Origin of the sequence: Bacillus sp. S/N-304-OC-R1, from assembly GCF_019749375.1 — a bacterium.
Taxonomy (GTDB): Bacteria; Bacillota; Bacilli; order Bacillales; family Cytobacillaceae; genus Cytobacillus.
Genome location: NZ_JACWFE010000025.1, coordinates 86,044 through 100,304, shown reverse-complemented (window position 1 = coordinate 100,304; position 14,261 = coordinate 86,044). Strand labels below are relative to the sequence as shown.

At 38.2% G+C, this 14,261-nt stretch carries 16 protein-coding genes and 2 other annotated features; of the genes, 5 read left to right on the top strand and 11 right to left on the bottom strand.

Translation table 11 applies throughout. The features are described 5' to 3' along the window. Positions 1–191: 191 nt before the first annotated feature. Positions 192–1,208: a DUF1646 family protein gene (locus tag H0173_RS20620; protein WP_221848666.1), complete on the top strand. Its 1,017-nt coding sequence runs from the start codon at positions 192–194 to the stop codon at positions 1,206–1,208. Positions 1,209–1,258: 50 nt separating this feature from the next. Here the strand turns inward: H0173_RS20620 and H0173_RS20615 are convergent, their stop codons facing one another. From H0173_RS20615 to H0173_RS20590, 6 genes are all read right to left on the bottom strand, one after another. After that, the gene (locus H0173_RS20615; protein WP_221848665.1) at positions 1,259–2,422 is read right to left on the bottom strand and encodes a cation:proton antiporter; all 1,164 of its coding nucleotides are present in this window, start codon (positions 2,420–2,422) and stop codon (positions 1,259–1,261) included. 193 nt (positions 2,423–2,615) lie between these two features. Next, the gene (locus H0173_RS20610; protein WP_221848664.1) at positions 2,616–3,437 is read right to left on the bottom strand and encodes a PP2C family serine/threonine-protein phosphatase; all 822 of its coding nucleotides are present in this window, start codon (positions 3,435–3,437) and stop codon (positions 2,616–2,618) included. Continuing rightward, positions 3,430–3,885, bottom strand: coding sequence for an HIT family protein (locus H0173_RS20605; protein ID WP_221848663.1), 456 nt, complete (start codon positions 3,883–3,885; stop codon positions 3,430–3,432). The genes H0173_RS20610 and H0173_RS20605 overlap by 8 nt, the downstream gene beginning before the upstream one ends. A gap of 49 nt (positions 3,886–3,934) precedes the next feature. Beyond that, positions 3,935–4,160, bottom strand: a binding site (T-box leader). 62 nt (positions 4,161–4,222) lie between these two features. Next, the gene (locus tag H0173_RS20600; protein ID WP_221848662.1) at positions 4,223–4,660 is read right to left on the bottom strand and encodes a GNAT family N-acetyltransferase; all 438 of its coding nucleotides are present in this window, start codon (positions 4,658–4,660) and stop codon (positions 4,223–4,225) included. A gap of 14 nt (positions 4,661–4,674) precedes the next feature. Beyond that, positions 4,675–5,280, bottom strand: coding sequence for a dienelactone hydrolase family protein (locus H0173_RS20595; RefSeq protein WP_221848661.1), 606 nt, complete (start codon positions 5,278–5,280; stop codon positions 4,675–4,677). A 309-nt stretch (positions 5,281–5,589) separates the two neighbouring features. Continuing rightward, positions 5,590–5,973: a hotdog fold thioesterase gene (locus H0173_RS20590; RefSeq protein ID WP_221848660.1), complete on the bottom strand. Its 384-nt coding sequence runs from the start codon at positions 5,971–5,973 to the stop codon at positions 5,590–5,592. A gap of 105 nt (positions 5,974–6,078) precedes the next feature. On the opposite strand from H0173_RS20590, the gene H0173_RS20585 reads away from it, so the two are divergent. Continuing rightward, the gene (locus H0173_RS20585; RefSeq protein WP_221848659.1) at positions 6,079–6,462 is read left to right on the top strand and encodes a YuzC family spore coat inner layer protein; all 384 of its coding nucleotides are present in this window, start codon (positions 6,079–6,081) and stop codon (positions 6,460–6,462) included. Positions 6,463–6,612: 150 nt separating this feature from the next. Here the strand turns inward: H0173_RS20585 and H0173_RS20580 are convergent, their stop codons facing one another. The 3 genes from H0173_RS20580 to ald all read right to left on the bottom strand — a co-directional run bounded on the left by H0173_RS20580 (position 6,613) and on the right by ald (position 9,893). Further along, entirely contained in the window at positions 6,613–6,819 is a 207-nt protein-coding gene (locus H0173_RS20580) for a hypothetical protein (RefSeq protein WP_221848658.1), read from the bottom strand. A 98-nt stretch (positions 6,820–6,917) separates the two neighbouring features. Beyond that, the gene (gene proS / locus H0173_RS20575) at positions 6,918–8,348 is read right to left on the bottom strand and encodes a proline--tRNA ligase (protein ID WP_221848657.1); all 1,431 of its coding nucleotides are present in this window, start codon (positions 8,346–8,348) and stop codon (positions 6,918–6,920) included. Positions 8,349–8,457: 109 nt separating this feature from the next. Further along, positions 8,458–8,673, bottom strand: a binding site (T-box leader). Positions 8,674–8,777: 104 nt separating this feature from the next. Continuing rightward, on the bottom strand, positions 8,778–9,893 hold the full coding sequence (gene ald, locus H0173_RS20570; RefSeq protein ID WP_221848656.1) for an alanine dehydrogenase: 1,116 nt from the start codon (positions 9,891–9,893) through the stop codon (positions 8,778–8,780). A 332-nt stretch (positions 9,894–10,225) separates the two neighbouring features. Between ald and H0173_RS20565 the strand changes: the two genes are divergently transcribed. Then, on the top strand, positions 10,226–10,753 hold the full coding sequence (locus tag H0173_RS20565) for a MerR family transcriptional regulator (protein WP_221848655.1): 528 nt from the start codon (positions 10,226–10,228) through the stop codon (positions 10,751–10,753). Between the two features lie 54 nt (positions 10,754–10,807). Here the strand turns inward: H0173_RS20565 and H0173_RS20560 are convergent, their stop codons facing one another. Continuing rightward, positions 10,808–12,310 carry a leucyl aminopeptidase gene (locus H0173_RS20560; protein ID WP_221848654.1) on the bottom strand — a complete coding sequence of 501 codons (1,503 nt, stop codon included), beginning with the start codon at positions 12,308–12,310 and terminating at the stop codon, positions 10,808–10,810. Positions 12,311–12,370: 60 nt separating this feature from the next. After that, positions 12,371–12,748, bottom strand: coding sequence for a DUF309 domain-containing protein (locus H0173_RS20555; protein WP_221848653.1), 378 nt, complete (start codon positions 12,746–12,748; stop codon positions 12,371–12,373). A 216-nt stretch (positions 12,749–12,964) separates the two neighbouring features. Between H0173_RS20555 and H0173_RS20550 the strand changes: the two genes are divergently transcribed. Together H0173_RS20550 and H0173_RS20545 are read left to right on the top strand one after the other, a co-directional pair. Further along, the gene (locus H0173_RS20550) at positions 12,965–13,444 is read left to right on the top strand and encodes a divergent PAP2 family protein (RefSeq protein WP_221848652.1); all 480 of its coding nucleotides are present in this window, start codon (positions 12,965–12,967) and stop codon (positions 13,442–13,444) included. 31 nt (positions 13,445–13,475) lie between these two features. Next, complete coding sequence (locus H0173_RS20545) at positions 13,476–14,261, top strand: cobalamin-binding protein (protein WP_221848651.1); 786 nt, start codon at positions 13,476–13,478, stop codon at positions 14,259–14,261.

The following is a 14,261-nucleotide window of genomic DNA, read 5'->3' as shown; positions in this document are numbered from 1 at the left end:
AATCTTAAGCGGTTTCAACATATTTATACCTACATATTAAATAGAATATTGAAAATCTATGCAGAAAAAATACATATTCATGATATAATAATCAATGTTAACTGCCATTAGTGAAATTTTCTGTATTTTTCACATCTAGGCCGTTAGTCCGTTTTTACGGAAATTTATAGAGAAAGGGACTGACATACATAATGATATTAGGACTCACAATTGTTTTAATATTAGTATTATTCTTGCCATTTACTGTCAAAAAAGTAGAACATAACCTAGAAGCCTTCTTATTTATAATGGGTATAGCAGCAGCAGCTATTAGCCAAGTTCTAAACGGCTCTTTGTTCTTAAAAGCTCTTGAAGATCCAATACATATTACCCTTGCTGTCCTTGTTGCTGGCTTAATATTCAGATGGTGCCAAAATCCAATCGAAAAAGGGATTCTTGGCTTAAGCAATATGATGCCGTTTCGTTTATTTTTAGCATTAGTTACAATCGTGCTTGGATTAATTTCCAGTGTGATTACTGCGATCATCGCTGCGATTGTTCTTGTCGTTATTGTGAGTGTTATTCGTCTTGACCGTAAGTCAGAGGTTCGACTAGTTGTTCTCGCCTGCTTCTCAATAGGTCTTGGGGCTGCGCTAACGCCAATTGGGGAACCGCTTTCAACTATTGCCATCAGCAAATTAAATGAGGAATTCTTCTATTTATTTAAGCTTATTGGTGTCGATGTTATTATAGCTATTCTCATTTTCGGAATTCTATCAGCTGTTTTAATTAATCCAAAGAAAAATTCAGAGGGATTAACAGCATCCCTTGAAAAAGAAAGCTATAAAGAAATTATTATTCGTACAGTTAAAATCTATCTTTTTGTAATGGGACTTACCCTTCTTGGAGCTGGATTTGAACCTTTCATTGAAAAATATTTACTAGAGCTTAGCCCGCTTATCCTTTACTGGATCAATATGATTTCGGCAATTTTGGATAATGCCACTCTTGCAGCGGCAGAAATTAGCCCTCAAATGAGCGAACCAACAATCAAAGCCATTTTACTTGGACTTATGATTAGTGGAGGTATGTTAATTCCCGGAAATATCCCGAATATTATTTCAGCCGGAAAATTAAATATTACAAGTAAGGAATGGGCACGCTTCGGAGTTCCACTTGGTTTAATTACGATGGTAGCGTATTTTATTGTCATTTTAATTTTTGGTTAATAGTAAGCAAAGGGACGGATGTGCTTCAAATGCATCCGTCCCTTTTTTCTTTATATACTTTGACTATTCTCAGCACTTACCACTGTCTTTGAATCTTTAAAAAACCATTTCATCATTGGCGGCGTCACAATCGTTGTCACTAGAATAACGACTATCATGACTGCAAATAAATCTTTATCAATTAAATTTACTTCAATTCCCAAGGCAGCAATAATTAAAGCAACTTCTCCTCGCGAGATCATTGCGGAACCAATTCCCATTGAACTTTTCCAGCCAAACCCTGCAAACTTAGCACCTAAACCAGCACCAATAAATTTCGTTAGTATCGCTAGAACACTTAATAGGATAATGACCCATAGATGATCAATTACACCTGAAAACTCTGATGAAATTCCAATATACGTAAAGAATACTGGGACAAATATCGCAGAACTAATCGTCTCTACCTTTTCAAAAATCTCATGCTTAAAGCCTGTTACACTAATGGCTATACCCGCCATATAGGAACCGATAATGGCTGCAACTCCTGTAATTTCAGCAGTATAGGCAAAGACAAAGCATATTATTAATGCCACTGCAATAATAGGTTCAGAAACTTTCAATTTGGAGAATACTCTCAAAATGAAAGGAACAGCCTTCCATGCAACGAGCAGAGCTCCTGCAAAAAAGAGGACTTTCTTTAAGATAACTGACGTTAAACTAACATCTCCGCCAGCAAAACTCATCAAGAATGCTAATGCAATCATGACAACTACATCATCAATGACTGCTGCACCTAAAATCGAAGTGCCCTCTGGCGTTTTTAATTGATTCATCTCTTTTAATGCGACAACTGAAATACTTACACTAGTCGCTGAAAGCATTAAACCTAAAAACCAAGATTGGAAAGAGGAAAGATCCATCATTATGCCCGCCATATATCCGAAAACAAGCGGAAAGATGATACCGCCAAAGCCAACGAAAGTAGATGCTTTCCCAGAACGCTTAAATTCATCAAGGTCTGTCTCTAATCCCGCAATAAACATTAGCAAGATGACGCCAAGCTGACTAAATGACGCTAGAGTATCTGTAGCAGTTACTAGTCCAAAAACAGATGGCCCCAGTAAAATCCCCACAATAATTTCTCCTAAAACAGAAGGCTGCCCAAATCTCACACTTATACTTCCTGCAAGCTTTGCTGCAAATAAAATGATCGCTAATTGCAAGATAATCAAACTTTTTCCCCCTTTTTTATTTTGAAATACAAAAAGAGCCTGCTACCAAAGGACATAGTTATCCCTTGGTGACAGACTCCTCCAAGTACTTCAATATTTTATTAATTACATTGTAACATAGATTCAGCTGTAAAAAACCCCCTAATTTTTGCTAATCTTTAATTCTATTGTTTTTAAAGCATTTTTAGATGGTTCACACTACCTCCTCGATGTAATTGCTTGGCATACTAGCATTCGCTTCAATATCTATAAACCAGGAGATAATCGTCGTACTGTCACGTACATTATTTTCTCGTATTTCCTGCAATAATTTCCTTACGCCCTCATCGTTCGAGAAGTTCTCAAATGATTTAAAAATTTCTTTAGGATTATCGAAATGAGCATTTGGACATTCTATCAGCCCATCAGTGGTTAAAAATAAATGATTTTTCCCTTTCCTTAGCTCTTTTCTTCCTTCACTGTAGCATGGAACGGGCAAATCAAAAGTATTCACTCGCCCAATCCATTCATAAAAATTTCTTTGATTTTGCTGATATTCGTTCAGGGCGGATAATTCCGGATGAAAAAGATATAGAACGCAATCACCAATAGATAGCCACCAAAGAAACTTATCTTTTCTCACCACAATAAGACAAGCTGTTTCTCCTTGAATCTGTTTACAAGCTTCTTTAAATCGTTGACTATTAAATATAGATAATATGAATTTACTTAATGCTTCGAATGACTCATTTATAGGTAAAGTTAACAGATACTTTATCTCTTCATGCTGAGCCTCAAAAGAGGAGATGACTAATTCAGCACTTTCAGCCGTTTGATGTGCATCTAGAAGGAGAACAAATTCCCAATCTAGCCTTTCATCAATCCAGATTAGACAGCCATCTTCATTCTTATACTGCCCTGCTGTCTGATTTCCTCCAAAACGCCCTAGAACAATACATCCAATTCTTTGGATATTTATGTTATCAACAAAGTTTTCTTGGCTCCCCACCCAGCTAAATTCATGAATATTACTCATGAGGGTTCAACTCTAGAAAACTTCTAATTCGGTTGCAAACTTCTATTACATCGTTTTCTTCACCCATTCGAGCATTTGGCGAATCATATACCGCAAATGGCCCCCAATATTCTTCAGGAGTATTAGGGTAACGGCCAACAAGATGCATATGCAAATGTGGAACAGCATTACCTGAAACAACGGCATAAATATGCTCAGCATTTTCAGTTTCTTTTAATGCTTTACTTACTCTAGCCATTATCATTCCAAAAGCTTTTGCTTCTTCAGGATTCATCTCCGCCAAAGTAGGAACATGTCTCTTTAAATCTATCATGAGATGCCCCAAATAATTTGGCTTTCCATCACTATCAATATGCCCCACGTATACATACTGATCCTCATAAATCACCACACCTGATGTTTGCAGCTCTCCCCTATGTTTTTTGCATATAAAACAATGATCATTCATATCCATCACTCCCGAAAATATTTAATAAAAAAAGCCTGCCGTCTCATTAACAAGAGACGATAGGCTTTACCTTCGTGGTACCACTCTTCTTGATTTGTTTGAAACCAATATACAAACAAACCTTCTTCATAACTATTTAACGGCAGTCAATCCGTTTAGACCTTATCAGTCTAACCACTCATAGGCAAGTTGGGGAATTTTATTGACTGCCTTTCAGCAAATGGCAGCTCTCTGAGCAATAAACAATCCTTAATACTCCTAATCATTGCGTTTCTATATGGATAATTTTTACTTATCATATTATTATCAACAAGTTCTGTCAACCATATATTACCTTTTATATTGTGAAGTAGTAGAAATAATTTGTTTCTTTAGTAAATCCTATTTTTTCATAAAGTCTTTGTGCACTGTAGTTATCTTCTGCAGTTTCAAGCAATAAACCTTTGGCACCCGTATTTGCTGCATAAGCTATAGCTGTATTTATTAATTTCTCACCACAGCCTTTTCCCCGTACCGTTTCTTTAACATACAGGTCATTTAAAATCCATAATCGTTTCATACTAACCGATGAAAAGGATGGATATAGCTGAACAAAACCAACAGGATTTTCCTCTTCATAGGCGATAAATATAACTGAATCCTGATTTGTTAGCCTCTCTTTAATGAACCCTTTTGCACTATCAAGATCTGAAGGCTGTTTATAAAATATCCGATATAAATCAAAAAGCTCTGTGACAGCTTCCAGATCTGTTAAGGTGGCTTTTGTAATCTCCATATTGATTATCTCCTTTATTTGTTTCTATTTCTTTCGACAAAATCTATTAACCTGCTAAATGATTCTTTTGCTGATTGTTCATTATACCTTGATGAAAAGGAATCACTAAATCCATGCAGCCCCTCATATCTATGTATTTCAATAGATTGATGCTGTTTTAGCTTGGAGATAAGTTCCTCAACATGAAAGGATGGTTCAGTATGCGGAAAGAACAAAATAGAAGGGCATTTCGGTATTGTATTCCTATAGTCTCTAATACGGGAACCATAAAAGCATGCAACACCTGAAACATTCTTTTCCCTCCCGCATATCCACGCAATGGTTGCACCAATACTATAGCCAACTATAAAAATCTTTTTGTCTGTATCTTTTAAATCCAGTAAAAGGCTGTTAATTTTTGCAACTCCTTTAGCAAAGCCTACATGATCCATAAAATGACGATACGCAAGCTCCTCCTCGTGATATTGAAATGATTTTTCCCTTTCTATTAGATTAGGACAGATGACATCATAACCTTGTTCTGATAGGGATTGACAGACTTTGTTTATATTGTCATTTATTCCGTAAATTTCATGGATTACAATAATGATCGTATCTGACTGATTGATGTGACTAATCAAAATACCGTCCCCTAATACCTAGTTTATTATCATTAAAGATGGTTAAATGTCTTCTTAGTACTACTTTCTTATCGAAGGGGGCTTAAGCTGTCTTGACTACCTTCAAGGATATACTTTTTGACTGGAGGGGTATGAAAGGAGCGCAAAACTACTTTTACGAAGCTTATCATGGCTTCTAATCCAAATTATCCAGCAATATAACATTCGCCACTTTCTCCCAAAAGTATGTCCTTATCTGCTTCATGCCCTAGACCCCTGTTCAGTCAAAAAAAGGCTGAACTCCCGATATCAAACTCAGCCTAGGTGCAACTATTTTTTCTTTATAACTGCCATCGTGCATCTCGAAACGCAAATTAGCTTTTCTTCTTCATCGACAATTTTAATATCCCAGACCATTGTCGTTCTTCCTTGGTGTAGAACTGTTGCGATGGCGGTAACCTTTCCATCCCTCTTTGCTCTAATATGATTAGCATTAATTTCAAGACCAGCAACTGATTCTGTTTCATGATCAACAAGCTCGTAAGCCCCAACACTTGCAACGGTCTCTGCCAGCGCTACAGAGGCGCCGCCATGCAATACGCCAAATGGCTGCCTTGTTCGTTCATCAACAGGCATGGTTGCTACTACCTTCCCTTTTTCAAGTGAAATAATCTCCATTCCAAGTGCCTCAATAAGAGTATTTTTCAAATTCATTCACACTCTCCCCTTTCTTATTCCTCTTTCTATAATATAACAGAGAAGAAACACAGGAAAAGCCTTCCATGAATATATAGAAGTAAAAAAGAAAGGGGCGGTAATATGACACCCCATAATTCATATAATCAAAATGGCTATTATCCAGCGACATACGTATATCCTGCTTCCCCTCATCCAATAGTCTTTAGGCAATATCCCACTGTAGATCCAGCGACCTTTATGAGTTCAGCCAAGGATATGGAAAAAATCATGAAGGACGCAAGCCTCTTATTAGATAAGATGGCAGCTTCGAGGCAATTTTCCTATGAATTAATGAGTGCTGCACAGGCTTCACAGCAGCAAAAGGTGAATACAATAATAAACTCCACAGGAATTACACATATTCCAAAGGTTAGATACACACCTGACGGGCTAGTTCTAGAGTTCCAATCCAAAAATCAATTGCTACATTGCTGCAGTTTAACCTTAAACTTAAGATGGAGATAATTTGTGCTGTAGCTGAACGTAAACAAATATATTCACAAAGTTATACACAGCATGCAAAATTATCATTTACTATAAAAAAACTCGCCGAATAATTTCCTGTTGCATAAAGAAAAAAGCTCTCAAATTGAGAGCTTTCATGTATTCTTAGCTTTAATAATATCCTGGATACCCAAAACCGCCATATCCTCCGAATCCATAAGGACCGTATGGAGCAACCGGTCCATAAAACGGCCTTGGTGCAAATAAAGCAGCTCCAGCAAAACCACCAGCTAAACCGCCAAGTAAACCGCCAAGTAGTGGAGCACCGAATAAGAATCTTTCATTACCGTAATACGGTCTTCCTCTATAATGATACATATTGGGAACCTCCTAATAATTTTGCCTACACTATTTAATATGCAATTTCTGCAGCATTTGAGTGGGCTTCTATTAGGATTAATGGCGATTTTCCATGATTAGTAAGCTTTCGCCCAATATACGAGCTTGTCTGCTTCACGTCCACAGCAAACACATTCATTCGCTACCTTTTCCTGCTCGAATGGCATACATCTTGATGTGGCACCAGTCTCTTCTTTTACTTGATCCTCACATTTTTGATCTCCACACCACATGGCTTTTACAAAACCTGATTTATTTGCGAAAATATCCTTTAGCTCATCAAAAGAAGCTGCAGTATAAGTTTTAACTTCACGAAGCTCTTTGGCTCTTGTAAATAAGTTTTGCTGAATATCCTCCAACACTTCTGTTATTTTAGACTCTAATTCAGCCATGCTAACGATTAGTTTTTCACCTGTATCACGTCTAGCTAATACAACTTGGCTATTTTCTATATCCTTAGGTCCCACCTCTAAACGAAGAGGCACACCTTTCATTTCATATTCATTAAATTTCCAGCCTGGCTTCTTGTCACTTGCATCAATACCAACACGCACAATGGAAGAAAGCTTATCCTTTAAATCATAAGCAAAATCAAGAACTCCCTCTTTATGCTGGGCAATTGGCACAATCATCACTTGTGTTGGAGCAGCCTTTGGCGGAATCACAAGACCTCTGTCATCCCCGTGAACCATAATCATAGCACCGATAATACGAGTCGTGAATCCCCATGATGTTTGCTGTACATATTGCTGCTGTCCATCCTTGTCTAAGTACTGAATGCCAAATGCTTTAGCAAATCCGTCGCCCAAATGGTGAGACGTACCAGATTGTAATGCTTTTCCATCATGCATTAAGCTTTCAATTGTATATGTGAACTTCGCTCCAGCAAACTTTTCTTTATCTGTTTTTTGTCCCTTCACAACTGGAATGGCTAATACATTTTCACACACATCTGCATAAACTTCGAGCATTTTCTTTGTTTCTTCATGTGCCTCTTCATCAGTTGCGTGGCAAGTATGTCCTTCTTGCCATAGGAACTCCAGTGTACGAAGGAACGGTCTAGTTGTTTTTTCCCATCTCACTACGTTTGCCCATTGATTGTAAAGCTTTGGCAGATCCCGATAAGAATGAATAATATTTTTGTAATGCTCACAGAAAAGCACTTCTGATGTCGGACGTACACATAAGCGTTCAGCAAGCTCCTCTGATCCTCCATGTGTCACCCAAGCAACTTCTGGGGCAAATCCTTCAATATGATCCTTCTCCTTTTGCAGAAGGCTTTCAGGGATAAATAGCGGCATATATACATTTTCATGTCCTGTATCTTTGATTCGCTGATCGAGCTCATTTTTAATATTCTCCCACAATGCATAGCCGTAAGGACGAATAATCATCGAACCTCGAACACTTGAGTAATCAATTAAATCTGCTTTGGTCACAACGTCTGTGTACCACTGGGCAAAATCATCATCCATTGCTGTAATATCTTTTACAAATTCTTTAGCCATTAATTTACACCTCTTTTGATTTATTTTGGACATAGGGACGGTTCTAGTGTCCCATCAAATGGGACAGCAGAACCGTCCCTATGTCCCTATAAAAAAAGCTATGCCTCAAATTAGGGACCAAAGCATGGCGGTACCACCCTAATTTAAAGCATAGCTTTACACTCAAGAATCATGATAACGGATTTGACCCGCTGTATTTTCAGGTAATATCCAATACAGAACTCGGAGGCAGGTTCAAGCGGCTGTTTATAGAAGCCTTTCAGCAAATTGGCTTCCTCTCTGAAATAAACTAAAACACTTTACTAATCCTCGTCAATGTTTACTCTTTTTTTGGAAATTATATAAATAAAATAAGCCAATGTCAAATCGAAATTTTGCCCCCTCAGCGTTAGCCAAAGGGGCAGAATATTGAACTATTTACTTTGGATATTAGTTTGCAAAAGCTTCGTCAACAGATACATAATCGTATCCAAGATCTTTTGCAACTGCTTGGTAAGTAATGTGTCCGTTAAGAACGTTAACACCTAGTTTTAATGCTGCATTGTCTTCAACTGCTTTTTGAACGCCTTTGTTAGCAATTTGTAGTGCATAGTTGATTGTAACGTTTGTAAGAGCAATTGTTGAAGTTCTTGGAACAGCACCAGGCATATTAGCAACTGCATAGTGAACAACGCCATGCTTCTCATAAGTTGGGTTGTCATGAGTTGTGATATGGTCAACTGTTTCAAAGATTCCGCCTTGGTCAACAGCAACGTCAATCACAACTGAACCAGGAGCCATCGTCTTAACCATTTCTTCAGTTACTAATTTAGGAGCTTTAGCACCAGGAATTAGAACAGCACCTACTACTAAATCGCTTTCCTTAACAGCTTCAGCAATATTGAATGGGTTGGACATTAATGTTTGGATGTTGTTGCCGAAAATATCGTCTAATTGACGCAGACGCTCAGGGCTTAAGTCAATGATTGTTACTTGTGCACCAAGACCGATAGCCATTTTCGCTGCGTTAATACCAACTACTCCACCGCCGACAATTGTTACTTTTCCACGAGAAACGCCTGGAACTCCTGCAAGAAGGATTCCTTTTCCGCCGTTTGTCTTCTGTAAGAATTGTGCACCAATTTGAGTAGCCATACGTCCAGCAACTTCACTCATTGGAGTAAGTAATGGCAATGTACGATTTACTTCAACAGTTTCGTAAGCGATTGCAGTCACGCCAGATTCTTTTAAAGCTTTTGCTAATTCAGGCTCTGCTGCTAAGTGTAAGTAAGTGAATAATACTAATCCTTTACGGAAATATGAATATTCAGACTGTAGTGGTTCTTTAACCTTCATAACCATTTCAGCAGCCCATGCATCTGCAGCTGTAGGAACGATTTCTGCTCCAACCTCTTTATAATTCTCATCAGTGAATCCGCTTCCAAGACCTGCACCAGTTTCTACTAAAACTTGGTGACCTGCTTTAACAAGTGTATAAACACTAGCCGGTGTAGCGGCAACACGGTTTTCATTGTTTTTTATTTCTTTAGGTACTCCAATAATCATGGTAAAAATTCCCCTTTCCTAACACTCCAAAAATTATTAGCCATCCTAAGTATAATAATTGAAATCAGAATAATCAACATCATTCCATATTATTGTGAAAATATTGTCATCTTTTGGCGACACATGCCGAAATTGTTTTATTATGCCAGTAACCAACTTCAGAATTAACATTTTTCTTCCATTTTCATGTTGATTTCCTAAAAGAATCGACAGAACAGGAATAACATGTAGCATATTCACTTTCTTTGCCGAATAGAAACTAGTTTTGTCAAACATGAAGGAGTTTCCTATTAATACAAGAATTTAATAGATTATAAAGGGAGGGGATCAGTTTGAATACAAGTGCTGTTGCCAAGTTGTTAGGGGTTTCACCAAGCACAGTACAGCGTTGGGTAAGGCAACTGGAGCTCCAAATGGAACGGAATGAGCTGGGCCATTATTTGTTTAAGGAAGAAGATATTGACCTACTTAAACAAGTACAGGATCAGCTAAGTAAAGGAATGATTCTGCAGAATGTAAATGTGCATGATGGAAAGTCGAGGAGAGGCATAATGAAAACTACTGTAAGCATCAATGATAAAGCGGCTGAACTAATAATGGAAAAAGTGGAGATGCTGGAGCAGCGGTTGAACGGAAAAGCGGATGATGTTGTGTCTTATCAGCTGCTGCAGCATCGCCGTGAAATTGAAGATCTCCAAGAAGTTATCAAAAGCTTGACTGAACGAATAGAAAAGCTTGAAAGCAAACAAAACAGCCCTAAAACTGGGCTGCCCGCTGAAAATCTATTGATCTTTGATAAAGAAGTGCCAAAAAAGAAAGCGAAACGGAAAAATATCATTACATCCTTATTTGGATTTTAAGACAAGGGAAAACTCCCTTGTCCTTTTTATTAGGAGTAAGCTTTCATTTAACCCTTAGTTACTTTCAAATCTTTCAACAAGTAAAGCTAAAGTTCGAACCATCGCTCCTGTTGCACCAGATGGTCCGAGATCATGATCTTTGCGGGTTGTTGCAGTACCAGCTATATCAAGATGAACCCATGGAGTACCTTCTGCAAATTCTCCTACAAATCCTCCACCCATTATGGCATGCCCTTCACGGCCAGGAGAATTATTTAAATCCGCAATTTTACTGCTTCGTATTCTTTGTTTATCTTTTTCAAATAGTGGAAGTCTCCAAATTGGCTCTCCTGCTTCGTATGATGCTTCGAGAACTTGCTCCCACAGAACTTCATTGTTTGTTAATGCGCCTGTTGTTTCATTTCCAAGAGCGACTATTACGCCTCCTGTTAACGTTGCCACATCAACAATATAATTAGCTCCATGATGCTTGGCATAAGTTACCGCATCCGCTAAAGCTAAGCGGCCTTCCGCATCTGTATTTAGTACTTCAATCGTTTTTCCGCTCATGGAAGTAATAACATCATCTGGTTTAAGGGCATTACCGCTAATCATATTATCTGTTGATGGGATGACTGCAACAACATTTTGTTCCGGCTTAAGCTCGCCGATGATTTCCATCGCACCAAGCACGGCTGCTGCCCCACCCATATCTGATTTCATACCAACAATGCCATCCTTAGGCTTAATAGAGTAGCCGCCAGTATCGAACGTAATTCCTTTTCCTACCAACCCAATAACATCTGTCCATTCCTCTTTGCCCTGATATTTAAGGACAATCATTTTTGGTGGCTCAACAGATCCTTGGTTTACCGCTAATAGGGCACCCATTCCAAGTCTTAGCATATCTTCTTTTTCAAGAATTTCTGCTTCAAAGCTATATTTTGCTGCTAACTCCAAAGCATAGTTAGCCATATCAGTGGCCGTCAGCATATTCCCCGGCAGATTAACAAGGGTACGGGCAGAATTTGTTCCTTTTCCGTATATATATCCTACAGTTAATGCCGCTTTAATTTCTTCTTCATCTAAGGAATCACCATAAACAGTCACGTGCTCTACTGTTTTTTCTGGTTCGTTTGATTTTTGTTTATAGCCTTCGAAGGTATACATCGCTAATGTAAGCGCTTCACTTACAGCGTGAGCTGCATCCAGTAAAGCGACATCCTCATTAATGAATGACGGTAAAAGAACAGAAACATCCTGAATTTTATCCTTTTTCACAGCTTTGAAGGTTTTCCCTAAAGCTTCACGTAAAACTTCAAAAGTTAACTCATTTTCACGGCCAAGACCGACAATATATAATCTTTTTGAACCGATTTTCCCAAATGTATGTACTTTTGAAACCGCCTTTTTCTTAGCAGATAGATCACCGTTTTTAACTAATTCCGTTAATTGTCCATTGAACTCATTATCCAAACCGGAAAGAATGCCCTCGAATTTATTCGGCTTGTCAAATATCCCAAGGACTAAACAATCATGTTCATTCGCATAATTTACTTCTTTTTTTACTGTAAACATCTTTCCACCCCCATATTTGATGCTCTCATTATAACGAAAAAAGAAAAATATTTCGACTATCTAATCATTTAAAAACAATATTAATTGGGGCAAGTTGGGAAGAGTATTCACTTTTTCGAATGGAACGCGGTCAATATCCTTTGGGAATAGTGACAGGCATGCCTCAATAAATGAATATACATGTTCAAGATCAATGCCCCAATGCTTCGGCCGATATCCTTGCAAGTAATCATGGGCAGCTTGCATCATGAGCCTTGCCCCTTTCACATTTCCATATTCATAATGGTAGATGGCTACACTCATTTGCAAAAGCCCTTTGAAAAATAAATTTCCTTTGTCCGTCATCCACATTTCTTCGAGGAGATCATGGCATGTGTAATAGTCCCCTTCATTAAATTTCACGAAGAACTCATAATATTCAAGCGGGTACACTTCCAAGCTATAACTCCCCTCCCCCCAAAAAAAGAATATGAATCTTTACAAAAAATTAACACAGCCCTTGGGCACATTTCCTTCTGAAAAGGATTGCACTATCTCTAAATTATTATTATCATCTTAACAAAAGGGCTAATTCTGCGCAAAATTTTCAAATTTTTTTAATAAATTGCAGGATTAGAAATTTGGCCCATGGCTTTTTTAAAAGGTGGTTAATAAATGGATTTATTATTGAATTTTCCTCTTTGGTCGGCTCTAGCAGCCATCTTCTTTGCACAGTTTGTGAAAGTGCCGATTCACTTTATTGCTACGAGAAAGCTGAATTGGGCTTTATTAACAAGCACAGGTGGGATGCCAAGCTCACACTCTGCCGCAGTTACCGCCCTTTCAACCGGGGTCGCTTTGGAAACAGGGCTAGCTTCTCCCGTTTTTGCCATCTCCGCCGTTTTTGCCATCATTACGATGTTTGATGCAACAGGGGTACGCAGACAGGCAGGAGAGCAAGCAATTGTATTAAATCAATTAATGTCTGATTTTAATCGTTTTGTTGAAGAAGCCAAAGTTTGGCAAAAAAAGGCTGAACAAGAGAAAAGAAAGGAGCTTAAGGAGCTGCTCGGACATAAACCGATTGAAGTCTTCTTTGGCGGTCTAACAGGCATCCTTTTAACTCTTTTTCTACATTATATTGTTTCATTATAGAAATTTGTCTTCATATAAAGGTGTGAAATCATTGAGAGTTGTTTCGATATGTCCGAGTAATACAGAGCTTATGGAGTACTTAGGGCTTGCCCATCTCCTTGTAGGTGTAGATGACTTTTCTGACTGGCCTGAACAAATTGTACATTTGCCCCGTCTTGGACCTGATTTATCAATTAATATGGATAAGGTCGAACAATTAAAGCCCGATCTAGTCCTCGCATCATTAAGCGTTCCAGGCATGGGAAAAAACATTGAGGAATTAGTAAAAAGAAACATCCCTCATATTGTTCTAAATCCACAAAGCTTAGAAGATATTGCAAATGATTTAGTTTTTGCCGCAAAAGCTTTAGGGAAGCTGGAGGCTGGGGAGAAAGCTGCTGCTGATTTTCAGAGTCAAATTGAAGAATTGAAACGAATCACTGGTGCTATAGACAAAAAGCCTTCCCTCTATTGGGAATGGTGGCCAAAGCCAGTGTTTACGCCCGGACAAATAAATTGGCTGACAGAAATTAGTGAGCTAGCAGGTGGAGTTAATCTTTTTAAAGACGTGGAGCTGGCAAGTGTACAAACGAATTGGGATGATGTTTACCAAAGAAATCCTGATTATATTTGCCTTGCCTGGGTAGGTGTACGGAAAGAAAAGGTTAATCCTGATATTGTTCTTAAAAGACCAAATTGGGATCAATTAGACGCTGTTAAAAATAAACATATCTTCGTGCTTGAAGAGGAGCTTTACTGCCGCCCTTCTCCCCGCCTAATTGAAGGAGCTATAAAGCTTGCGAAAAAATTGCATCCACATGCTTTTACTGGCAAATAA

Bases quoted from the DNA above. Each gene is read 5' to 3' on its own strand.
- H0173_RS20600 (WP_221848662.1), bottom strand. From the start codon at position 4,660: ATGGAGATTACAAAAGCCACCTTAACAGATCTGGAAGCTGTCACAGAG.
- H0173_RS20585 (WP_221848659.1), top strand. From the start codon at position 6,079: ATGACACCCCATAATTCATATAATCAAAATGGCTATTATCCAGCGACA.
- H0173_RS20550 (WP_221848652.1), top strand. From the start codon at position 12,965: ATGGATTTATTATTGAATTTTCCTCTTTGGTCGGCTCTAGCAGCCATC.
- H0173_RS20580 (WP_221848658.1), bottom strand. From the start codon at position 6,819: ATGTATCATTATAGAGGAAGACCGTATTACGGTAATGAAAGATTCTTA.
- H0173_RS20620 (WP_221848666.1), top strand. From the start codon at position 192: ATGATATTAGGACTCACAATTGTTTTAATATTAGTATTATTCTTGCCA.
- H0173_RS20590 (WP_221848660.1), bottom strand. From the start codon at position 5,973: ATGAATTTGAAAAATACTCTTATTGAGGCACTTGGAATGGAGATTATT.
- H0173_RS20560 (WP_221848654.1), bottom strand. From the start codon at position 12,310: ATGTTTACAGTAAAAAAAGAAGTAAATTATGCGAATGAACATGATTGT.
- H0173_RS20605 (WP_221848663.1), bottom strand. From the start codon at position 3,885: ATGAATGATCATTGTTTTATATGCAAAAAACATAGGGGAGAGCTGCAA.
- ald (WP_221848656.1), bottom strand. From the start codon at position 9,893: ATGATTATTGGAGTACCTAAAGAAATAAAAAACAATGAAAACCGTGTT.
- H0173_RS20610 (WP_221848664.1), bottom strand. From the start codon at position 3,437: ATGAGTAATATTCATGAATTTAGCTGGGTGGGGAGCCAAGAAAACTTT.
- proS (WP_221848657.1), bottom strand. From the start codon at position 8,348: ATGGCTAAAGAATTTGTAAAAGATATTACAGCAATGGATGATGATTTT.